Annotated in this window: 27 protein-coding genes; 11 read left to right on the top strand and 16 right to left on the bottom strand. The window is 65.0% G+C overall.

The window, feature by feature from the left end; genetic code table 11:
• Positions 1 to 19: 19 nt before the first annotated feature.
• Positions 20 to 331, top strand: a complete 312-nt coding sequence (locus AB0K21_RS43090) for a DUF1778 domain-containing protein (RefSeq protein ID WP_343974644.1) — start codon at positions 20 to 22, stop codon at positions 329 to 331.
• Positions 332 to 369: 38 nt separating this feature from the next.
• Entirely contained in the window at positions 370 to 828 is a 459-nt protein-coding gene (locus AB0K21_RS43095) for a GNAT family N-acetyltransferase (protein WP_364158722.1), read from the top strand.
• Between the two features lie 87 nt (positions 829 to 915).
• Here AB0K21_RS43095 and AB0K21_RS43100 read toward each other — a convergent pair whose 3' ends face one another.
• The 10 genes from AB0K21_RS43100 to AB0K21_RS43145 all read right to left on the bottom strand — a co-directional run bounded on the left by AB0K21_RS43100 (position 916) and on the right by AB0K21_RS43145 (position 6,905).
• Complete coding sequence (locus AB0K21_RS43100; RefSeq protein WP_364158725.1) at positions 916 to 1,152, bottom strand: hypothetical protein; 237 nt, start codon at positions 1,150 to 1,152, stop codon at positions 916 to 918.
• The gene (locus AB0K21_RS43105) at positions 1,149 to 1,529 is read right to left on the bottom strand and encodes an ATP-binding protein (protein WP_364158728.1); all 381 of its coding nucleotides are present in this window, start codon (positions 1,527 to 1,529) and stop codon (positions 1,149 to 1,151) included. Before AB0K21_RS43105 ends, AB0K21_RS43100 begins: the two co-directional genes overlap by 4 nt.
• A 115-nt stretch (positions 1,530 to 1,644) precedes the next feature.
• Positions 1,645 to 2,355: a hypothetical protein gene (locus AB0K21_RS43110; protein WP_343982870.1), complete on the bottom strand. Its 711-nt coding sequence runs from the start codon at positions 2,353 to 2,355 to the stop codon at positions 1,645 to 1,647.
• A gap of 32 nt (positions 2,356 to 2,387) precedes the next feature.
• Positions 2,388 to 3,053 carry a pentapeptide repeat-containing protein gene (locus tag AB0K21_RS43115; protein WP_343982873.1) on the bottom strand — a complete coding sequence of 222 codons (666 nt, stop codon included), beginning with the start codon at positions 3,051 to 3,053 and terminating at the stop codon, positions 2,388 to 2,390.
• A 70-nt stretch (positions 3,054 to 3,123) separates the two neighbouring features.
• Positions 3,124 to 3,309: a multiple cyclophane-containing RiPP AmcA gene (gene amcA, locus AB0K21_RS43120; RefSeq protein ID WP_343982875.1), complete on the bottom strand. Its 186-nt coding sequence runs from the start codon at positions 3,307 to 3,309 to the stop codon at positions 3,124 to 3,126.
• A complete protein-coding gene (gene amcB / locus AB0K21_RS43125) occupies positions 3,306 to 4,442 on the bottom strand; it encodes a cyclophane-forming radical SAM peptide maturase AmcB (RefSeq protein WP_364158733.1) in 1,137 nt (378 codons plus the stop codon). Before amcB ends, amcA begins: the two co-directional genes overlap by 4 nt.
• Before the next feature lie 503 nt (positions 4,443 to 4,945).
• On the bottom strand, positions 4,946 to 5,278 hold the full coding sequence (locus tag AB0K21_RS43130; RefSeq protein WP_343982879.1) for a DUF296 domain-containing protein: 333 nt from the start codon (positions 5,276 to 5,278) through the stop codon (positions 4,946 to 4,948).
• On the bottom strand, positions 5,269 to 6,054 hold the full coding sequence (locus AB0K21_RS43135) for a helix-turn-helix transcriptional regulator (RefSeq protein WP_343982881.1): 786 nt from the start codon (positions 6,052 to 6,054) through the stop codon (positions 5,269 to 5,271). Before AB0K21_RS43135 ends, AB0K21_RS43130 begins: the two co-directional genes overlap by 10 nt.
• 171 nt (positions 6,055 to 6,225) lie before the next feature.
• The gene (locus AB0K21_RS43140) at positions 6,226 to 6,462 is read right to left on the bottom strand and encodes a hypothetical protein (protein ID WP_364158738.1); all 237 of its coding nucleotides are present in this window, start codon (positions 6,460 to 6,462) and stop codon (positions 6,226 to 6,228) included.
• A complete protein-coding gene (locus AB0K21_RS43145) occupies positions 6,459 to 6,905 on the bottom strand; it encodes an ATP-binding protein (protein WP_364158741.1) in 447 nt (148 codons plus the stop codon). The genes AB0K21_RS43140 and AB0K21_RS43145 overlap by 4 nt, the downstream gene beginning before the upstream one ends.
• A gap of 414 nt (positions 6,906 to 7,319) precedes the next feature.
• Here AB0K21_RS43145 and AB0K21_RS43150 point away from each other — a divergent pair, with 414 nt between their 5' ends.
• From AB0K21_RS43150 to AB0K21_RS43160, 3 genes are read left to right on the top strand one after another with little or no spacing between them, the layout of a single operon-like run.
• Positions 7,320 to 8,165 (top strand): helix-turn-helix transcriptional regulator, encoded by an 846-nt coding sequence (locus AB0K21_RS43150; protein ID WP_364158744.1) that lies wholly within the window; start codon positions 7,320 to 7,322, stop codon positions 8,163 to 8,165.
• A 9-nt stretch (positions 8,166 to 8,174) separates the two neighbouring features.
• Positions 8,175 to 8,378: a DUF397 domain-containing protein gene (locus tag AB0K21_RS43155; protein WP_343969535.1), complete on the top strand. Its 204-nt coding sequence runs from the start codon at positions 8,175 to 8,177 to the stop codon at positions 8,376 to 8,378.
• A gap of 58 nt (positions 8,379 to 8,436) precedes the next feature.
• The gene (locus AB0K21_RS43160; RefSeq protein ID WP_343969532.1) at positions 8,437 to 8,634 is read left to right on the top strand and encodes a DUF397 domain-containing protein; all 198 of its coding nucleotides are present in this window, start codon (positions 8,437 to 8,439) and stop codon (positions 8,632 to 8,634) included.
• Positions 8,635 to 8,884: 250 nt separating this feature from the next.
• On the opposite strand, the gene AB0K21_RS43165 is transcribed toward AB0K21_RS43160, so the two are convergent.
• The 4 genes from AB0K21_RS43165 to AB0K21_RS43180 are packed head-to-tail and all read right to left on the bottom strand — an operon-like array spanning position 8,885 to position 11,294.
• Entirely contained in the window at positions 8,885 to 9,373 is a 489-nt protein-coding gene (locus tag AB0K21_RS43165; protein WP_343969530.1) for an N-acetyltransferase family protein, read from the bottom strand.
• A 29-nt stretch (positions 9,374 to 9,402) separates the two neighbouring features.
• Positions 9,403 to 9,819, bottom strand: a complete 417-nt coding sequence (locus AB0K21_RS43170) for an arsenate reductase ArsC (protein WP_343969527.1) — start codon at positions 9,817 to 9,819, stop codon at positions 9,403 to 9,405.
• A 9-nt stretch (positions 9,820 to 9,828) separates the two neighbouring features.
• A complete protein-coding gene (gene arsB, locus AB0K21_RS43175; RefSeq protein WP_343969524.1) occupies positions 9,829 to 10,914 on the bottom strand; it encodes an ACR3 family arsenite efflux transporter in 1,086 nt (361 codons plus the stop codon).
• The gene (locus tag AB0K21_RS43180) at positions 10,911 to 11,294 is read right to left on the bottom strand and encodes a metalloregulator ArsR/SmtB family transcription factor (protein ID WP_343969521.1); all 384 of its coding nucleotides are present in this window, start codon (positions 11,292 to 11,294) and stop codon (positions 10,911 to 10,913) included. The genes arsB and AB0K21_RS43180 overlap by 4 nt, the downstream gene beginning before the upstream one ends.
• 125 nt (positions 11,295 to 11,419) lie before the next feature.
• Between AB0K21_RS43180 and AB0K21_RS43185 the strand changes: the two genes are divergently transcribed.
• The 4 genes from AB0K21_RS43185 (at position 11,420) to AB0K21_RS43200 (ending at position 14,290) form a co-directional block, all read left to right on the top strand.
• Positions 11,420 to 11,908: an ArsI/CadI family heavy metal resistance metalloenzyme gene (locus tag AB0K21_RS43185; RefSeq protein WP_364158751.1), complete on the top strand. Its 489-nt coding sequence runs from the start codon at positions 11,420 to 11,422 to the stop codon at positions 11,906 to 11,908.
• A 78-nt stretch (positions 11,909 to 11,986) separates the two neighbouring features.
• Positions 11,987 to 13,003, top strand: coding sequence for a hypothetical protein (locus tag AB0K21_RS43190; RefSeq protein ID WP_364158754.1), 1,017 nt, complete (start codon positions 11,987 to 11,989; stop codon positions 13,001 to 13,003).
• 125 nt (positions 13,004 to 13,128) lie between these two features.
• Positions 13,129 to 13,689, top strand: coding sequence for a hypothetical protein (locus AB0K21_RS43195; protein ID WP_343969512.1), 561 nt, complete (start codon positions 13,129 to 13,131; stop codon positions 13,687 to 13,689).
• On the top strand, positions 13,682 to 14,290 hold the full coding sequence (locus AB0K21_RS43200) for a hypothetical protein (protein WP_343969509.1): 609 nt from the start codon (positions 13,682 to 13,684) through the stop codon (positions 14,288 to 14,290). The genes AB0K21_RS43195 and AB0K21_RS43200 overlap by 8 nt, the downstream gene beginning before the upstream one ends.
• Positions 14,291 to 14,368: 78 nt before the next feature.
• Here the strand turns inward: AB0K21_RS43200 and AB0K21_RS43205 are convergent, their stop codons facing one another.
• Positions 14,369 to 14,602: a hypothetical protein gene (locus tag AB0K21_RS43205; RefSeq protein ID WP_343969506.1), complete on the bottom strand. Its 234-nt coding sequence runs from the start codon at positions 14,600 to 14,602 to the stop codon at positions 14,369 to 14,371.
• Positions 14,603 to 15,052: 450 nt separating this feature from the next.
• Positions 15,053 to 16,306, bottom strand: a complete 1,254-nt coding sequence (locus AB0K21_RS43210) for an ISAs1 family transposase (protein WP_364158759.1) — start codon at positions 16,304 to 16,306, stop codon at positions 15,053 to 15,055.
• Between the two features lie 173 nt (positions 16,307 to 16,479).
• Between AB0K21_RS43210 and AB0K21_RS43215 the strand changes: the two genes are divergently transcribed.
• On the top strand, positions 16,480 to 17,205 hold the full coding sequence (locus tag AB0K21_RS43215; RefSeq protein WP_364158762.1) for a 5-formyltetrahydrofolate cyclo-ligase: 726 nt from the start codon (positions 16,480 to 16,482) through the stop codon (positions 17,203 to 17,205).
• Between the two features lie 696 nt (positions 17,206 to 17,901).
• Entirely contained in the window at positions 17,902 to 18,198 is a 297-nt protein-coding gene (locus AB0K21_RS43220) for a hypothetical protein (RefSeq protein WP_364158765.1), read from the top strand.
• Positions 18,199 to 18,283 lie beyond the last annotated feature (85 nt).

The following is an 18,283-nucleotide window of genomic DNA, read 5'->3' on the forward strand; positions in this document are numbered from 1 at the left end:
TATGGAGGAGCCAGTAGTCATGATCCGTCCCATGCCAGGCAGCACTGCCTCCCCCAGGAATGACACCAGAAGCCGACTGGAAGTCCGCATCAGTGCCGAAGACAAGAACCTGATCGAACAGGCCACCCGCGCCGGACGGGAGACCATCACCGGGTTCGTTATGCGCGCCGCTCTCAACGCGGCCGAAGAGGTCATGCGCCGCGAACGAATCACCGTGGTGCCCCCCGACTTCTTCGAGGCGATCATCGACTCACTTGATGCACCCCCGCAGCGGAACGAGGCACTGACCCGTGCCGCCAAGGAGAGCCGAGAGATTCCGAAAAGGAAGTAACGGTGTATGACCCTCAGCCGCTCAACCAGCAGCACCACATGGATTCGTTCGACTGCGGGAAGGAGGAACTGAACTTCTGGTTGAGCACGTCAGCCCTGCAGGCTGAACGGAACCGCACCGCCCGTACTTTCGGGTGGACCTCGGATGGGGAGCACGACGTCGTCGCCTACTACTCCCTTGCCGGCCATCTGCTGCAGAAAGACGAAATCCCTTCCAGGGCAGGCCGGGGCGGCCCGAGCCAGATTCCCGCCGTCATCCTGGCGCGACTGGCACTCCACAAAACATTGCAGGGCGGCGGCCTGGGCGGTCGCCTGATCGTCCACGCTCTCAGTACGGCCCTGGAGTCATCTCGGAGCGTGGCCGCTCGCCTGGTCGTCGTCGACGCCCTCGACGAGGAGGCGGCGCGCTTCTATGAGAGGTACGGATTCATCCGTGTCCCGGGGAACATGCGGCTGGTTCGGAAGATGAGCGATATCGAAGCCGACCTCAGCGGCTGAACGTCTGACCCCTTGGTCAGAGACGAGGTGGTGGCGCCCTGCGGCCGGTACCGGACGGGGAGGGCCGCCCGGTGTGGTGGCGCCGAGTCAGCCCGGGTACCACTCGTGGTCGCCCGACGGGCAGGACGGGTTGCACAGCACGTCGACCCAGATGTCGGTGACCGGCGCGGTGATCTGCTCGACGGTCTCGGCCGAGATCGTGTCGTCGGTGACGTCGGCCCAGATCAGGCGTACCGCGGCGGCCAGCGTGACGATGTGGGTGCCGCACCCCGCACACAGGCGCACCCCGTCGGGCAGGTCCGGAATGGGCAGCGGACCGCTCACCGGGACCTCCATTCCGCGCAGACGAACCAGACGGTCTTGCCGTCCGCCGGCTTGCCCTCCGACGCCGGTACGACGCCCCAGCGATCGGCGTAGGCCGTGACGATCGCCAGCCCGCGACCGTGCTCCTCCTCCGGACCGGCCGGGACCGGGTTCGGCCACCCGGCGCTGTGGTCGGTGACCTCCCCCCGCACGACCCGCCCGTACTGAAACAGGGCGAGGGTGATCGGCGCCTTGCCGTGCAGGATCGCGTTGCTCACCAGCTCGGACACGACCATGGTCACGTTCTCCGCCACGGAGGACATGTCCCAGGCGGTGAGGACCTCATGTGCGAGGCCGCGCGCCTTACCGACCGCTTCGGGATCAGTGGGCAGATCCAAGCACATCTCAAGGTGACTTCATAACCGAGAGATCCCCCCTGCCCGCCACGGCGTGCACCTCAGTCGGCATGCGATAGGACGGCATCTCAGAAATGCTGTAATCCGGTCGCCCGCATCAGCCCAGCCAGAAGGCGGCGAGTGACCACGTTTGGGCATCGCTTGTAGAGCCGTCGTGCGGCAGGAACTCCGTCGGGGCGATGTACCCCTCGCCGGGGTCAAGCCGGATGCGCAGGCACCGCAGCGGGTGCCCTTCCGCGACGTAACGGCGCAGGTCGTCAGTGTGTGGGTAGTACTCGTCCTGGTCGCAGCCCAGGGCGCGGCAGATTTTCTTGATATCCAGGTCACCGACCAGGAGATAGCGGGTGCCGGGTCCAAGGTTGAGGCAGAGGCGTCGGCGGCCGTCCTGCCTGGTCGAGTAGGGCTGTTGGTCGAAGTTGTCGACGTGCAGCCCGATCCGGTGACCGGTCGTGGAGTCCTCGGTGCTGGTGAGCTGTCCGGGCCGACTGGCCGCGCAGGCGAGGCGCCTACGCGGCCAGCGGCCTGCCAGCGGGTCGAGAGCAGTCGCGGCGTCCAGTCGCCCCGGCAGATCGTCGGAGGTGAAGGCCGGCAAATCCTGGCTGACCAGTTCGACCATCATGCTGGGCAACGTGTCGGCCGCAGGCCGGAGCCGTTCGGCTTCCTTCTCGCTGAGTGCCGTCCAGTTTCCGTGGGGAACGACGGCCGCGCCGTCGTCATAGCCAGGAATATCACCCGCCTGCCTGACATCCCCGATGTCGATGCGTTTCCGGATGTCGTCGAACCGGTCGAACAACAGCCGTACGCTCATATCTCCGCCTCTCGCGCAGCCGTTGCCAGGTCCTAACCGATGGTGATCTCCATCTCGGCTGCGAACGCCTCAGCGAGGCCCTGGAGTTGTGGCCGGTCGATGATGATGTGCTTGAGCGCGCTCACTCCGCGAATGCCGGACAAGTCGTTGCCGCGAAGGTCAAGGTTGCGATATCTACCGTCGTTGAACTCGGCCAGTGTGAGATCGCAGTCGTCGATGGCCACGCCGCCGCTCAGATCGGTTGCGGAAAAACTCGCCTCCCGCAGGGAGCAGGCCGAGAAGATGACCGGCCCGGTGGCACGTACGCGGGTGAAGACAGCGAGGTCGAGCTTGCACCCCTCGAAGACCACATCATCGAGGGTGATCCCCTCCCACACGGCGCCGAGCATCTTGCAGTTGGTGAACGTGACTCGGGAGAGCTTGCTGTCATCCCAGTGGAGGTCGGACAGGTCGCAGTCGGAGAACTCCACCGAGTGCAGGCGCAGCTCGTCCAGGCGGGCGCGCTGGGTGGTGAGGCCGATGACGCGCCCGTCCATGAGCTGGGTCCCCGACAGGGGCAGCTCGCGCAGACGGGCATCGGCATATCGGAAGTCCCGCAGTTTGCCGTGTTCGCCCTCCAGCGAATCGACCTCGTCCAAGTCCGCGTCGTTCAAGTCCGGCAGCGTGACGCTCGTCTCGCGCACGGTACGTGTATCCATCGTCTACCTTCCAGGGGAGAAGAGGGGCCCGTCGTAGGCATGGGATCGCTGCGCCCACGACGGTCGTCCGCTACTTCTTCTTGCTCCAGTTGTCCCAGCTCGGCTTGTTGTCGAATCCCCCCTTCTGGTTGTCCCAGCTTGGCTTGTTGTCGAACTTGGCGGCCCAAACCGGATCGAGGTTCTCAGGAGGGCTGCCACTGATCAGCTTGTCGATCACTTTCGCATCCGTGGCGGCCAGGTATTCCAGCATGGTCATGCCGCATTCTCCTTTTTGGTCGCGGTGTACAGAGCGGTGATGAGGGCTTGACGGGTAAGTCGGCAGTAGTCGGTCTCCGTCGTGGCGAAGCTGCCGTTCTCGAAGTAGCGGTTGCACGCCTGGGCGCCTCGACAGAAGTCCCAGAATTCGCATTCGGCCTCGCAGCGTTGCAGACCGACCATGAACTCACGGACGTAGCGCAGCCGGTGTGCCTTATCCAGCATGCCGACGATGCTCTGGGAGCGGACGTTCCCGGCAAGGAAGTCACCGTAGGTGTCGTCGCTGATGCCGGCAAGCTCGGGCGAGAGCAACACCACGCCTCCGTCCACTGACACCGTCGGAATCGGATCGAGACCGTATCGGCACCACTCGTCGCCTCGCCCGCTGCGGGAGAGATGCAGGTAACCGGCGAGTCGGTCGAGTTCCCGCAGCGCTGGTCCATCATCGTGGGTCTTGCGCCAGTCCAGGACCCGATGCCAGAAGCGTTCGGCCTGATCCTGGGTGATCCCGCACCGCTGGTCGTTGACGCCTTCCATCTCCTCCACGTTCAGGCCGATGCTGTGCGGACCCAGGTCCGCGAGGAAGTCCAGGAGAGATTCGGGCTGCTCGATACCTTCAGCCCCCACGACGGCGATCAGAGAGAAGCGAATGCCGTAGTTCGCGAGGCGGCGGATACCGCAGACGATCCGGTCGAAGGCTGGACGGCCTCGAAGATCAACCCGTCGAGTGTTCAGAGCTGCCGGGCCGTCGATGCTGACGCCGACACGGACCTGGTAACAGGCGAGCAGGTCGCACCACTCGTCGTCGATGAGGGTGGCGTTGGTCTGCACGCTGTGTTGTATCCGGCCCGCGTGGCGCAGTTCCTCGAACGGCGCGAGTAGAGCGGCGAACCTGCGTCGCCCCAAGGCCAAGGGCTCCCCGCCATGCCACACAATGTCCAGCTCGTCACCAGAGCCGGTCAGATCCGCAGCCGAGGCGGCAACGGCTTGGGCCACCTCAGGTGACATCTCATTGCTGAGTCGCCGGAATGGCAGGTAGCAGTACACGCAATCGAGGTTGCACAGCGTGGTCGGTTGGAGTACCAGGGTTTTGGCCCGGCCGAACCACCGATTGAAATTCACCTCGTCTTCCATCTCGCGGCGCTCCTTCCTCGGGGGTGTGGTGCTCGCGGGCATCAGGAGGTGACGGCTCGCCCTTCGGCGCGTTGTGCCCTTCGACTACTCCCGCCCTTCGCCCTCCCTGCCGAAGAAGGGATGACGTGAGCGTTCACCTACAGCCAGGACGGCTGTGGCCCTCGATAGGGCATTGGACCATCCTGGGGAGGGATTCCCCTACCGGGGAGCTTGCGGCTCGGCGCGAGTTGGAGGTCGTGGACCATCATGACCCGGGGAATGCGGCCCGCGGCGGTGCCGACGTACGGAGCAGAGCAGTTGTGGTGCGACCTCGTCCGCATGCGCGATGACGTAGGACATCCCGAGACGTGTCGCCACCCCATCGGCTCACGCCAGGAATCCGCGCTGACCTCTTCATCTGCCTGCATCAAGTGCGCTCCCAGCGCCCTCACTTCGGTAACTGTCATACGCCCAGATAACCAATAAGAAAGAGGTGCTGGGGAGTGGCACGGGGGGTGACAAGTTCAGCTGACGGGAATCACATAAACACGGGCGAACCAGTGGCCAATTTGGGCGCTGTGCAAATGTCCAGTAACTCCCCTATCGCCCTCGACACCCATGACCACATGAACATGCGGCTTGCCATCGACGATCTCGCCGGTACCGGTCATTTCGCCAGTCATGTCGTATTCAGTGATATTGTCCGCCGTTGGGTCTTTTGCGGGCATTGTGGAGACAACGAATGAATCCGCGGCCCCGATCAAGGAGACGATGGCACCGTTCAGAATGCCCAGCTCCTTCGCCTGCCGGCTGATCTCGGAGACGAGTTCGCCTTCCTGGATCTCAATCACGTGCATGGGTCTTCTCCCTGGATTGCAAGGCCGATCGTGCGGATAGTCTCGCGCACCGGCTCGGTTCTCAGTGCACGAAGCAGCGCAGCTCTTGCGGCTTCGTCGCTCTTCCTCTGGAGCATGACGGCAGCACACCATCTCGCCCCCGCATCACGGGGGTTGGACAGTTCGCCGATGAGCGCCTCCGTCCGGGTGCCCACACGGGCGGCAACAGCGGATAGGTAAAGCCGCCGGACCTCTACGTCCCGCAGCATGGCGGCTGCGGCCATGTCACTCAGCTCCAAGTCCCGGGACTTGGCGATGATCCCCGCCGCGTTGACACGGAGAACAGGGGTCGCCCCGTCGTGCATCCACTTCACGAGGCGGTAGATGGTCGGCCGGTCTCGGACGGCGAGGCCGGACAGGTGCAGGTCGGTCCGGTAAGTGGTCTGGACGGCACCCAAGAGCTCTGCATCGCCTCCACTGACGGAGGCGAAGATCTCGGTGATATCCGCTTTGTCCTGCGCGGGAGCAAGCGGGGCGATTCCCAGGGCTACGGCGTCGACCAAGAACGTACGGCGCTTCACTAATTCCGCCTCCAGCGACGACAGTGGTACTTGCAGCACCGTCGCGAGGTGCCGTCGCCAGAATGGGCCAGGGGTTACCTTCTCGTTTTCCCATTTGGATACGGTTTCACGGGTAATGGTCTTTCTGCCCGATACAGTGGCGAGGTGGTGCGCCAGGTCGGTTTGCGACAGGTGCAACCCCAACCGTAGCTCCTGGATCAGCGGCCCGACCGACATGCGGGCATCGTAAACCGTGAGAGTTCAAACACGGCGAGAAATCACCTCGATGTTTTCCTAGTTAAGCGCCCCTCCACTGGCCCCTACCTCAGGCCCCACCCACCGGGCGCGAAGCCCGGTGAGCAGGGCATGACCGGCTCGGCGCCCAAAACCGGCGCGGTGACATCGCGGTCAGCCCGAGCGTGGCTCGTGGTCGCCCGCTGAGCAGGACGGGTTGCACAGCACGTCGACCCAGATGTCGGTGACCGGCGCGGTGATCTGCTCGACGGTCTCGGCCGAGATCGTGTCGTCGGTGACGTCGGCCCAGATCAGGCGTACCGCGGCGGCCAGCGTGACGATGTGGGTGCCGCACCCCGCACACAGGCGCACCCCGTCGGGCAGGTCCGGAATGGGCAGCGGACCGCTCACCGGGACCTCCATTCCGCGCAGACGAACCAGACGGTCTTGCCGTCCGCCGGCTTGCCCTCCGACGCCGGCACGACGCCCCAGCGATCGGCGTAGGCCGTGACGATCGCCAGCCCGCGACCGTGCTCCCCCTCCGGACCGGCCGGGACCGGGTTCGGCCACCCGGCGCTGTGGTCGGTGACCTCCCCCCGCACGACCCGCCCGTACTGAAACAGGGCGAGGGTGATCGGCGCCTTGCCGTGCAGGATCGCGTTGCTCACCAGCTCGGACACCACCATGGTCACGTTCTCCGCCACGGAGGACATGTCCCAGGCGGTGAGGACCTCATGTGCGAGGCCGCGCGCCTTACCGACCGCTTCGGGATCAGCGGGCAGATCCCAGCATGCCTCCCGCGTTTTGTTGTCAGCCCTTATGGGATGTGGAGGGACAGCGTTAGGGTTCTTCATAGATCAGGGGACTCCGATTTCTTGATCCAGTCCTCGGGCCGGTGGTTGCGTCACCAGGCCCGAGGACGCCGGGGATTGTCTTCCCTCGCTGTGATCGAAACGAGCGCATTGCGATAAGCGGTACAGCAAGCACTCCTGGTCACGCGCCAAATAGAACCGTGAGCGCTTCTACCGTCAGCCTGAATTGTGATCAGGTATGCAGCGGGGTCTCCGCACTTCCTTGATCTCCATGAACAACGTGCCGCGCATACACATGGTCGACACGCTTCTCTACGAGCCATGCATGATCATTCATGAGCGACCGCCATCACACAGCGCTACGAGTGCTATCTTCATCGTGACCGATCACGTAGATATTTTCAAGGCGATAGTTTCGATGCGGGATTATGTCCCATTTGCAATATAAAGGGAGAAATGATGGCGAGTCCTACTGTCCGCCGACGCCGCCTCTCCGCCGAACTCATTCGTCTACGCGAGCAAGCCGGACTCAGCGTCGAAGAAGCAGGGCGCCGACTGGAGTGGTCACGTGGTCGTCTCAACAAGATGGAGGCCAACAAGTGGACCAGACCTGATCTAGGAAACATCCGGGCGCTTCTGGATCTCTACTCAGTGACGGATCGAGCACAACGTGAGGCCATCCTGACGCTGGCCCGCCAGTCGAGAGAAAAGGGCTGGTGGGCCAACTATCAAGACATCTGGCGTGGTTCCCTGGCAGGGTTCGAAGCAGAAGCGTCCCTGATCAACACGTATGAGGATCTTCGCGTGCCGGGACTGCTCCAGACCGAGGACTACGCCACAGCAATGTTCAAAGGTGGCCAAGTGATGGAAAGTCCGCAAATTAGTCGCCGTGTGGAGGCACGGCTGGCAAGACAAACCATCCTGCGTGACGAAACACGTCCTACCCTGTGGGCAGTGATCGACGAAGCCGCGCTGACCAAAACCATAGGCGGCCCATCGGTGATGCGGCAACAATTGCGGCACATCATCGAAATAAGCACCAAACCAAATATCTACGTGCAGATCCTTCCCGACTCTGCCGGAGCTCACGCTGCAATGGACGGTGCATTCACAATCTTAAATTTCCGAGACCAGGGTGATCCGAGCATCGTCTACATCGAAACCGCAACAAGTGACCTTTACCTGGAGTCTCCTGAAGAGATTGAGCGTTATAAGCTCATCTTCGACCTCATACGGTCATCTGCGCTCAGTCCAGAATCATCTGTGGCGCGTCTGACCGACTTGATCGATCGACTGAACTGAGAGGCGATCATGAACACTCCCCAGCCCTACCCCCTGACATGGCGAAAGAGCTCACTTTCCGGCTCGGGTGACAACTGTGTCGAGGTCGCGGCGCTCCCCGGTGGGGGCCAGGCCGTACGGGACTCCAAAGACCCCTGCGGCCCCGTCCTGAAGTTCACCTCGGACGAATGGTCCGCGTTCGTCAGCGGTGTCAGGAACGGCGACTTCGCCTGACAGGCCCGCTGTACCGGCATGGCCACGATCAACCTGATCGACCGGTTGTGAGGCACCGATGGATCTGTCCGGCGCCGAATGGCTCAAGAGCACCCTCAGTCAGGGTGACAACAACAACTGCGTGGAAGTCGCCCGCAACCTTCCCGGCATCGTCGCGGTACGTGACTCGAAAGCCCCTGACAAGCCGGGCCTGATCTTCACCCCCTCGGAGTGGTCCGCCTTCGCCAGCGGGGTCAGGAACGGCGAGTTCGGCTGACGAGCACGGCTATACGGGCATGACCGTGACCAGCCGCCGGGCCAGGTTGCTCACCTCGGTGAGCAACCTGGCCGGTGGCTGGTTCAGTTCGAGGGCGTGCCGGACGCGGTGGACCGCGTGTGGAGCGTTGCCCTTGGCGTAGATGAGGTTTCCTCTGCGGTCCGGACGCCGATGGTGTGTCGTCAGGTCAGTCGGCGCCCAGTGCCTTCCTCACCCGAAGGGCGGCCCGCCGACGGGCTCGGAGGTGGTGTCAGGAGATGACCGGGCTGCGGCGCTCGATCAGCACGACGTCGCGCCAGACGCCGTGGTGGCGGCCGATCCGCTCGCGGGTGCCGATCATCCGGAACCCGGCGCGTGCGTGCAGGGCGAGGCTCGCGGTGTTCTCGGGGAAGACGCCGGATTGAATCGTCCAGATTCCGGCGGCCTCGGTGGAGGCGATCAACGCCGCGAGCAGCGCGGAGCCGACACCGCGGCCTCGGGCGGCGGGGTGGACGTAGACCGAGTGCTCCACCACCCCGGCGTAGGCGCACCGGTCGGAGACCGCGGCCGCCGCGACCCAGCCCAGCACCCGGTCACCGTCCCGGTCACCGCCGGCGTCGACGGCGACGTGACTGTGCGCGGGCAGCTTGGCCGCCTCGAAGTGTTCCCAGGTCGGGACGGTGGTTTCGAAGGTCGCCTGGCCCTCGTCGATGCCGAGCCGGTAGATGGCCAGCACCTGGGCGCCATGCCTCGCGGTCATGGCCGTGACGCGCGGCCCCGCGGTGGTGGTCATGTCCGGCCTGCGGCGGGGACCAGTTCGGCCAGCAGCGCGCGGACGTGGGCGTCGATCTCGTCGCGGATGAGGCGTACCTGCTCGATGCCCTGGCCGGCCGGGTCGGCCAGCTGCCAGTCCAGGTAGCGTTTGCCGGGGAAGATCGGGCAGGCGTCGCCGCAGCCCATGGTGATGACCACATCGGCGGCCTGGACGGCCTCGCTGGTGAGCGGTTTGGGGAACGCGCGGGTCAGGTCCAGGCCGAGTTCGTCCATGACCGTGATGACGGCCGGGTTGATGGAGTCGGCGGGGGCGGATCCGGCCGAGCGGACGGTGACACCTCCGGCGGCGTGCTGCTCCAGCAGGGCGGCGGCCATCTGGGAGCGTCCGGCGTTGTGCACGCAGACGAACAAAACCTCGGGGACTGTGGACATGAAGGCTCCTTAAACGCGGGTGAGGCGGTGACGCAGGGCCAGGGAGAGGTAGACCAGCGCGAGCAGGACGGGCACCTCGATCAGCGGGCCGACCACCCCGGCCAGGGCCTGACCGGAGGTGACGCCGAAGGTGGCGATCGCGACCGCGATGGCGAGCTCGAAGTTGTTGCCCGCCGCGGTGAACGCCAGCGTCGCGGTGCGCGCGTATCCCAGACCGACCAGGTGGCCCAGGGCGAAGGCGCCGACCCACATGAGCGCGAAGTAGACCAGCAGCGGCAGCGTGATCCGCGCGACGTCGAACGGCTTGGAGGTGATCGCGTCGCCTTGCAGGGCGAACAGGATCACGATGGTGAACAGCAGCCCCCACAGCGCCACCGGGCCGATCTTCGGCAGGAAACGGGTCTCATACCAGGTGCGGCCCTTGGTCTTCTCCCCCAGGCGGCGGGTGAGGTACCCGGCTGCCAGCGGGATTCCGAGGAAGATGAGCACGGAGCGGGCGATGTCCCAGGTGGACACGTCCAGCGCGGCGGCGGGCAGGCCGAGCCAGCCAGGCAACGCGACCAGGTAGAACCAGCCGAGCCCGGCGAAGGCGATCACTTGGAAGGCGCTGTTGAGCGCGACCAGCACGGCGGCGGCCTCCCGGTCCCCGCACGCCAGGTCGTTCCAGATGACGACCATGGCGATGCACCGGGCCAGCCCGACGATGATCAGGCCGGTGCGGTAGGCGGGCAGGTCGGGCAGGAAGAGCCAGGCCAGGGCGAACATCAGCGCGGGGCCGGCCACCCAGTTCAGCACCAGCGAGGTGGCCAGCAGCCGCCGGTCACCGGTCACCGTCCCCAGCCGGTCGTAGCGGACCTTGGCCAGCACCGGATACATCATCACCAGCAGGCCCAGCGCGATCGGCAGCGAGATGCCGTCGACCTGCACGACCTCCAGAGCGGCACCCAGACCGGGGATCGTTCGGCCCGCCACCAGCCCGGCGGCCATCGCGGCGGCGATCCAGACCGGCAGCAACCGGTCCAGCGTCGACAACCGCCCCGGCGGCACCGCTTCGGCCCCTGCCGGGGTGGACGGTGCCTGCGCGGCGCCGCTCACGCCATCGCCGGCATGCGCGGCCCCAGGATCGCCGACAGTCGCGCCAGCACGCCCGGGTTGACCCAGTAGTAGACCCAGGTGCCGCGCCGTTCGCAGTCGATCAGCCCGGCTTGGCGTAGCACCTTCAGGTGGTGGCTGATGGTCGGCCCGGTCAGCTCGAAGGCGCCGGTCAGGTCGCACACGCACGCCTCGCCGCCCTCGTGGCAGGCGATCAGCGACAGCAGGCGCAGCCGCACCGGGTCGGCGATCGCCTTGAACAACGGCGCCAGTTCCTCGGCCTCGACCGCGTTCAGCGGCTCGCACGCCAGCGGCGCACAGCACACCTGCCCGGTCTCGCCGGTCCCGGCCAGGTCCACGATCGGCAGCGCTTGTTTCGACATAGCTCTAAGTTGACAGATCTCTAAGCAGCATTGCAAGCTGACGACACCCACTGAATAGATATCCATCGAAACAGCGGTGCGGGTGGTGACCGCCACCACCCGCCGGAACCTCGTGGAGGACCACCATGTCCCGTGTCCAGCTCGCCCTGCGCGTCGCCGATCTGGAGGGCTCGATCGCCTTCTACTCCAAGCTGTTCGGCGTGGAGCCCGCCAAGCGCCGCCCCGGTTACGCCAACTTCGCCATCGCCGAGCCGCCGCTGAAGCTGGTGCTCCTGGAGGGTGAGGAAGGTCACGACACCCGCCTGGACCATCTGGGCGTCGAGGTCACCGACACCGCCCAGGTGGAGGCGGCCACCCAGCGACTGAAGGACGCCGGGCTCGCCACCTTCGAAGAGAACGACACCTCCTGCTGCTACGCCCTGCAGGACAAGGTGTGGGTGACCGGCCCCGGCGCCGAGCCGTGGGAGGTGTACGTGGTCAAGGCCGACGCCGACGTCCTCGGCAAGTCCGCGGCCGCCGATCAGGACCCCGCGGCCCCGTGCGCCTGCGGGCCGGCCGCGGAGCAGGCCCCGGATCAGCCGGCCGGCGCCGCAGCGAGCACCGGCTGCTGCTGAGATGAGGCCGGTCTCCATGTCCGACCATAATGGAGACCGGCCTCATCTACGGTCAGACAGTCATGAGTGGATTGGCGAATGATCATCGAGGAGATCAAGCATTACCGAAAGCTGCTCGATATCCATTTCGATCTACGCAGCTATACCTGTGTCTCCTGGAGCAGGATTCCGGATGTCGCGGAGGTTGCCTCATGTTTTGGAAATTCAGCGGAGCCGGTGGGTAGGTGGACCCTCTCCGAGGCCTCCGAGTACAGGGATCGGCATGACCCGTCATCCGCCGAGGAACAGGATCCGATCGTTCTCCTTGGCACTCGATCTGGATGGACGATCACAGTCGAGCCCAGCGGCCAGGAAACCACCGCCACGGAGGTCATACGCCGACTTTCCGCCCATGGGGAGGCATTCTGTGTTTTCGGCGGCGGCAGTCCTGAGTGGCAGTACTCCCGAGACGGCGGCAATCCCCTTCGAGTCAAACACATCAGTGACGATGAGCCAGAAATTCGCACACTGGAAGCTTTGATGGGAGATCTGCCGTGCCGGGCGGACTCCGCTGGCGAAAATTGGCTGGAGGCCGCCTACGCGCTGGCTGAGCGGGTCACGGGAATGCGACTCGGTGATGAGTGGCTCACAGAACCTCATGAGGGCTACATCATTCGGAGGGCTCCTCGTAAAGTATTGCCGGAGAACCTGCGCGATCACCCCGTCGCGACGGATCCGGAAATCGCGGAGATCGTTGCCGATCCGCATGGGCACTGCAGGAAGACCGCGGAGTTGTGTGCGCGGATCGCAGTGGAAATCGCGGGTCTCGGAAGTGACGTGATCCACAGCGTGTTGGCGGCGACTTTAGACTCCAGGCTCATTACTGCAGAGTTGAGGAAGCAGGTGCAAGAACTCGCCCTCCAGAGTGGGCGACACGATCTTCCAGGCACACCCTCGGATCAAACCGCAGTATTGCATGCCCTGCTGGGCGCGCTCGACCCGAACGAAAGGCAAGCCGCCGAACTCGCGTCTCACTGGGCCTCGCGAGTCGGAGGCGGCAGTCCCGGCCAGCGAGCACGCCTGGCGATACTGAAAGCATGCGCGGAATATGTATGACCACGAAGGATCGTCAAGATCATAAACCGCATCAAAGTGCGCGGAACCAAGAAATGAACGAGGTTTATTCCAGGCGGATAATCAGTAGTACAGCTACAGCTGGTGCAAGTATTAATGGGAGCCTCATGACAAGCCGCGAAAAACTCGACCAGTGGTCGTATTTCGAAGAGCGAGGTCTGGCGGACAGGTTCGAGTGCGCGTGGGTCGAGGCACCCGACTACCGCGCGGCGGTCACCGCGCTGCGAGCGGAGAAGGAGACACTCGCCTGCGACCTGAACCAGGCGCGTCGGTGGTATCTCCCCTACTCGGAAGAGAACGTCGTGTGGGTGTCCGAGCAGAGCCTCAACTGGATCAAGATGTTCACCGTGTCCGGATCATTCCCATGGCGTGCCCTTGAATCGCTCCCGCAGCTGAACGGCCGGGCCTACCATCTGACCTACGACGACGGCGAATTCAGCGAGCCGGTCTATGTCAACGGGGGCGAGTGGGAGGACATCCCCGCGGATCACTGGGACCGCCCTCGGCAGGAGGGAGCAGGTCTCGTCGGTTCCTCCGACATCGCCCAGGAGATGAACTTCTACCTCGCCGCGCTGGCATACACGACCGGCAGATTCATCGACGACACCTGGTTCACCACACCGGGACTGCTCTGCCGCATCCCGAACGGAGCATGGCCCCGTGAATGACCAATGGGAGCTCCTGCGCGGTACGGGAATGGCCCGCGGATTCACCGGCACCTGGATCGAATCAGGCGACACCGACGCGGTGGCCGCCCTGCTTGGCGCGGATCTCACCTCCCGCCAGGACTGCGACCTCGCCACCGCCATGACCCACTACCGGCCGATGGCCTTCACCGAACGCGCCTGGCTCGGCCCCCACGCCGACGGCTGGACCCACGCCCTCACCATCAGCGGCCCACCCCCGGTGACCACCGGCCTGACGGACGCGGGCCTGCGCTTCCTCCAGATCCGCACCATGAACGCCTACGTCTACGACCTCCTCTACGGCGACGGCACCACGACCGCCTGGGCGACCCAACGCTGGTACGGAGAGGTCATCACCGAACCCGGCTCCATGCTCGAGCCCTACCTCCGAGAAGTCGGCTGCCCCGAGTCCCCCGAAGTCGTGCGCTCCGGATCCTGGATCGTCGAACCCGAACACCACGGACGAGTCTGCCTGGAGACCTACCTCTTCCTCACCGGCCGCATGAGCGGCCGGTTCATCGACCACCAATGGCTGAGCGGGAAGAGAGCCCTCTACACCATCCCCCTGCCACCGGCGATGTAGCCGAACACGTTGCCCTCAGCGACGACTGTGGTCTGAGGTCTCCCCCTGTAATCCGGGCTCTGCCTGTGGGTCATCAGGTCATTCGAGGCCCAGCGCCTTCTTCACCCGGAGGGCGACTTCGTCGACGCTCCCCATCGCCTTCCACTCGCCTTCCAGGTCTTCCTGTCCACCCACGAGCTTCGAGCCGTTGTCGAAGACCATCCCCTGGGGGTCCGGGACCGCCAGAACGGCACCACTCGGCAGGCCGTTCTCAGCCCCTTCGATCCGCAAGGCCGTTCGCCGATCCGAGAAGAGGAACAGCATCACTTTCACACCGGCGGGTATGGCCTTTCAGAAATCGTCAAGAGACCTGCTGGGCTTTCCGTTTTGATATAAGCCCCCTGGTCCAGGTCGACATATACGCGACCGTCACTGACAATCCCGTTGTCCTTTATGGTGGAGTCGACGCGAACGTGCATGACCACACGCTTATCCGGATAGGGGTCACCTTCGATGTCGTATATATCTCGCCCCTGTTCGAACCCCTCGACACTTCCGATGACGATGGCTTTATGGTCCCTGGATTCAACCACGGCCCCGGCGTTGATTCGCTATGTCTGCCTTCCCGTTAGTTGATCAGATGTTGTAAACGGCGAAGGCGTCCTGATGGTCGAGGAGGTCTCGGCGTGCGTGGGCGATGTTGGCCCGATCTGCCAGACGGGCGGTGCTGATCGCCAGGTTTCTGAAGCTGGCCAGGGCTCTGGGCGCGGTCCCCGTCCTGACCTAGGAGTGATCCTCCCGGAATGTTACGTCGCGGACCCAGTGGAGACGGTTTTCCACGCCCCAGTGCGCGCGTTCGTAGTGGTTGAGATGAGCAGGCCCGGCCAGGTCGGCGGGCAGGCTGGTGATGCCGTACACGATTTCCTTGCTGGTCCAGACGCCGTCCGGGTCGCCGATGTCGCGGCGGAGCCGGAAGGCTTGCCGGACGCCGGGGAACAGGGACTCATCGGCGGGGGTGGTGCGGATGGTGCGGCGTTCGGTGCGGTCATGCCCGTGATCGTCGTCGATGGCGGTGGTGTCGGTCCAGTCGGCGTCCGGGCCGATCAGCAGGGCTTGGGCGGCAGCACGGACCAGTGGCTGGTTGCCCTTCAGGATGAGGATGTAGTGGGCGCCCAGCTGCTGGGTGATCAGGCGGGCGGTGGCCTTGGTGGTGTGCAGCGCGTCCAGGGTCAGCACCATCCCGGCCACCTCCAGCCGCGGCAGCAGGGCTCGGGCGGCCGGCCCCTCACCCCGCTTGTCAGCGACCTGGCACTGGCCCAGGATCACGCCGTGCTCGTGGCTGATCGCCCCGACGAGGAAGACTCGGCCGTCATCGGCCGTCCGGGCGCCGCGCAGCGCTTTGCCGTCGAGGGCGGCGCCGGGCAGCAGCCCGTCCGGGGCGGGATGCGTGCGCTGCCGCTGAGCTGCGCGTCGCTGCTCCCGCTCAGGCGGTCCGGGGGTGTGGGGTATCTGCGGCATGGGTGCCTGCCGGCGGACCACGTCAGCCACATAGCCGCTGATCGCCGCGTCCAGCGCGTCGGTGTCCAGGTCGGGCAGGACGCGGCGGAAGGTCTTTTCGCTGGGGACGACGAACCGGCCGGTGAACGGATCGAGGTAAGCGCCCAGCCGCTCCAGCACGGCTTGCGAAGTGCGGGCGGCCCACTGCCAGATCGCCGCGATGCTGTCGCTGCCGACCACGAGCGTCGCGCATGCGGTCAACGTCAAGATGACCACCAGCGGATGCCGCAGTCCGCAGGCCGAGCGGCGATCGGGCACGGTCGCCAACCGGCGCATCAACGCCGATTCCACCATGATCGGATCGGCCGCCAGCTCGGCTTCCCACAATGCCAGGTCGGCGAGCTGGTCAAGAGCAGGGACGAGACGAGAGCTGGTCAGGGAAGATGGGGACACGAGCGCGACTCCTGCGACGATCTTCGGATTCGAGACCTGAAAGATCAGCAGAAGTCGCGCTCTTTCGTACTCCACCTGGCCAAACACTCAACGTCGCCATACCGCATCAGAACTCGGGAACGCCGGGGCCCTGGGGTGGCGGTGGGCTCGGCATCGTCTTCGGAGCGGGCCGGGAACTGCGGCCCTGGCGGCGGATGCCGATCGTCCAGGACGTGTACGACCGTCTGCTCACCCTTATGGCAGCGGCGTAGGGAGCGAAGTTGACCAGTTCGGGCACCGACCAGGCCAAACAAGCGATCCGCGAGCGAGTATGGGCGTTGCTGGAGCGCGAGCGGGCCGCGCCGCCCGGTGTCCACGGCCGCATCCCCACCTTCTTCGGAGCCGAGGCCACCGCCGACCGCCTGGCCGAACTGCCCATGTGGCAGGCCGCCCAGGTCATCAAGTCCGTACCGGATAAGGCACAGCTTCCGGTCCGAGTGCGGGCGCTTGTCGAGGGCCGGTTGGTCTACATGGCCGTGCCCAAGCTGGCCGAGGAACTGCCGTTCTACCTGCTCGATCCGGCGACGCTGACCGTACCCCCGACCGAAGCCGCGTCGAGCAAGGTGGCCGCGACCGTGGCACGCAAGATCGGCGTGGACGATATGCGGCCGGTCGATCTGATCGTGTGCGGCAGTGTCGCGGTCAACCGGCGTGGCGTCCGGCTGGGTAAGGGCGCCGGCTACTCCGATATCGAAGTAGCCCTGCTACAAGAGGCGGGGTTGATCGGGCCGAAGACAACAATCGTGACGACGGTGCACTCTCTGCAGGTGGTCGACGATGAACTGCCGGAAACCAAGCATGACTTCAGCGTCGATCTGATCGTGACGCCGGATGAGGTCATCGAGTGTGGACCACAGCGCCGACCGCAAGGACTCTACTGGGACAGCTTGAGCCAAGAAAAGATCGACGCTATTCCAATTCTAGCGGCGATGAAAAGCTGCCTATAGATCTGCGGTGGACCAAACAGTGCTTCCCCTCGGCGAATACTCATGTACGTATACCGAACGCGCAGCCGAAACAGCCTGCCATGTATGTCACCGGAACTCAGGGTGCTCGCCGGGCCTCAAACTCCTTCGTCTTCCGTTCGGTCGGCGGCTGCGGTGTGTGCCACGGGATGGCAGGGGCCGTGGCCCGAGGGCGGGGTGAGGGTGGAGGTGTAATTCTCGCCGTCGACGAGGGGGTGATGAGGCTCACGCCTGTTGCGGCCATGCGGTCGTACTCAGCGAGGATGAGGTCCTTAGTGCGGTATGTGCCGTACTTGGCCTCATCCTTGCGCTTGATGATCGGGAGGGTGTCGAGGATGTAAGCGGCGTCGTCAGGGGAGATGCCGTAAAGGTGAAAGAAGAGGGCGTCCAGTTCAGCGCGGATGACGGTGCGGCGACCTTCGTCCCATCGAAAAGGCGCACTGGTGTCGCACCTCGGCCTTTCATGGACGCGTCCGCGGCGCCTTCAGAAATGCTGCAGTCCGGTCACCGCGTGCCTCCGACGTGGGCGCCGTCGTTGGCGAGCGATGCCAACCGCCACGGCGTGCCGAGCTCGTAGCCACTGGAAAAAGCCGGATTCTTAACACATCCCCAGCAAACCGGCTGTGCCTGCCAGGAGTCATAAGAAGAGCACACATTCCCTCCCTTCGGAGCCTCCCCTTGCTCAAGAACTTGCTCGTGTCGGCGGCCCTGGTCGGCAGCGCCCTGATCGCACCGGCCGCCGTAGCCCTGCCCGCGTCGGCGGCGACCCTCCACGCCCAGGCCCCTGCCGTTTCCGCAGGTGTTCACACCGCCTGCCAGTATCGGCAGGACGGAAAGGTCTGGCGGTGCATCACCCCGGGCGCCTTCTGCCCGAAGGCCGCACACGGAAAGTACGGGTATGCCAAGGTCACCAACCGCAAGTACCGGTGCCTGTACAAGAGCAGCGACCCGTACTGGCGTTGGCGGCGCGCCTGATCCTTGGCCTCAGCCGGTACCGGCAACATCGCGGCGGCTGCTGTCGAGGCGGGCGCGGTCGTGGACTGTGTGGAGCTCGACAACG

The organism is Streptosporangium sp. NPDC049248 (assembly GCF_040678965.1).
Taxonomy (GTDB): Bacteria; Actinomycetota; Actinomycetes; order Streptosporangiales; family Streptosporangiaceae; genus Streptosporangium; species Streptosporangium fukuiense.

Excerpts from the sequence above, each read along its gene's own strand:
- AB0K21_RS43165 (WP_343969530.1), bottom strand. The coding sequence starts at position 9,373 with ATGACCGCGAGGCATGGCGCCCAGGTGCTGGCCATCTACCGGCTCGGC.
- AB0K21_RS43115 (WP_343982873.1), bottom strand. The coding sequence starts at position 3,053 with ATGGATACACGTACCGTGCGCGAGACGAGCGTCACGCTGCCGGACTTG.
- amcB (WP_364158733.1), bottom strand. The coding sequence starts at position 4,442 with ATGGAAGACGAGGTGAATTTCAATCGGTGGTTCGGCCGGGCCAAAACC.
- AB0K21_RS43130 (WP_343982879.1), bottom strand. The coding sequence starts at position 5,278 with ATGCACGTGATTGAGATCCAGGAAGGCGAACTCGTCTCCGAGATCAGC.
- AB0K21_RS43155 (WP_343969535.1), top strand. The coding sequence starts at position 8,175 with ATGAACACTCCCCAGCCCTACCCCCTGACATGGCGAAAGAGCTCACTT.
- AB0K21_RS43160 (WP_343969532.1), top strand. The coding sequence starts at position 8,437 with ATGGATCTGTCCGGCGCCGAATGGCTCAAGAGCACCCTCAGTCAGGGT.
- AB0K21_RS43185 (WP_364158751.1), top strand. The coding sequence starts at position 11,420 with ATGTCCCGTGTCCAGCTCGCCCTGCGCGTCGCCGATCTGGAGGGCTCG.
- AB0K21_RS43170 (WP_343969527.1), bottom strand. The coding sequence starts at position 9,819 with ATGTCCACAGTCCCCGAGGTTTTGTTCGTCTGCGTGCACAACGCCGGA.
- AB0K21_RS43190 (WP_364158754.1), top strand. The coding sequence starts at position 11,987 with ATGATCATCGAGGAGATCAAGCATTACCGAAAGCTGCTCGATATCCAT.
- amcA (WP_343982875.1), bottom strand. The coding sequence starts at position 3,309 with ATGACCATGCTGGAATACCTGGCCGCCACGGATGCGAAAGTGATCGAC.
- AB0K21_RS43110 (WP_343982870.1), bottom strand. The coding sequence starts at position 2,355 with ATGAGCGTACGGCTGTTGTTCGACCGGTTCGACGACATCCGGAAACGC.
- AB0K21_RS43145 (WP_364158741.1), bottom strand. The coding sequence starts at position 6,905 with ATGAAGAACCCTAACGCTGTCCCTCCACATCCCATAAGGGCTGACAAC.
- AB0K21_RS43195 (WP_343969512.1), top strand. The coding sequence starts at position 13,129 with ATGACAAGCCGCGAAAAACTCGACCAGTGGTCGTATTTCGAAGAGCGA.
- AB0K21_RS43090 (WP_343974644.1), top strand. The coding sequence starts at position 20 with ATGATCCGTCCCATGCCAGGCAGCACTGCCTCCCCCAGGAATGACACC.
- AB0K21_RS43180 (WP_343969521.1), bottom strand. The coding sequence starts at position 11,294 with ATGTCGAAACAAGCGCTGCCGATCGTGGACCTGGCCGGGACCGGCGAG.
- AB0K21_RS43135 (WP_343982881.1), bottom strand. The coding sequence starts at position 6,054 with ATGTCGGTCGGGCCGCTGATCCAGGAGCTACGGTTGGGGTTGCACCTG.
- AB0K21_RS43150 (WP_364158744.1), top strand. The coding sequence starts at position 7,320 with ATGATGGCGAGTCCTACTGTCCGCCGACGCCGCCTCTCCGCCGAACTC.
- AB0K21_RS43095 (WP_364158722.1), top strand. The coding sequence starts at position 370 with ATGGATTCGTTCGACTGCGGGAAGGAGGAACTGAACTTCTGGTTGAGC.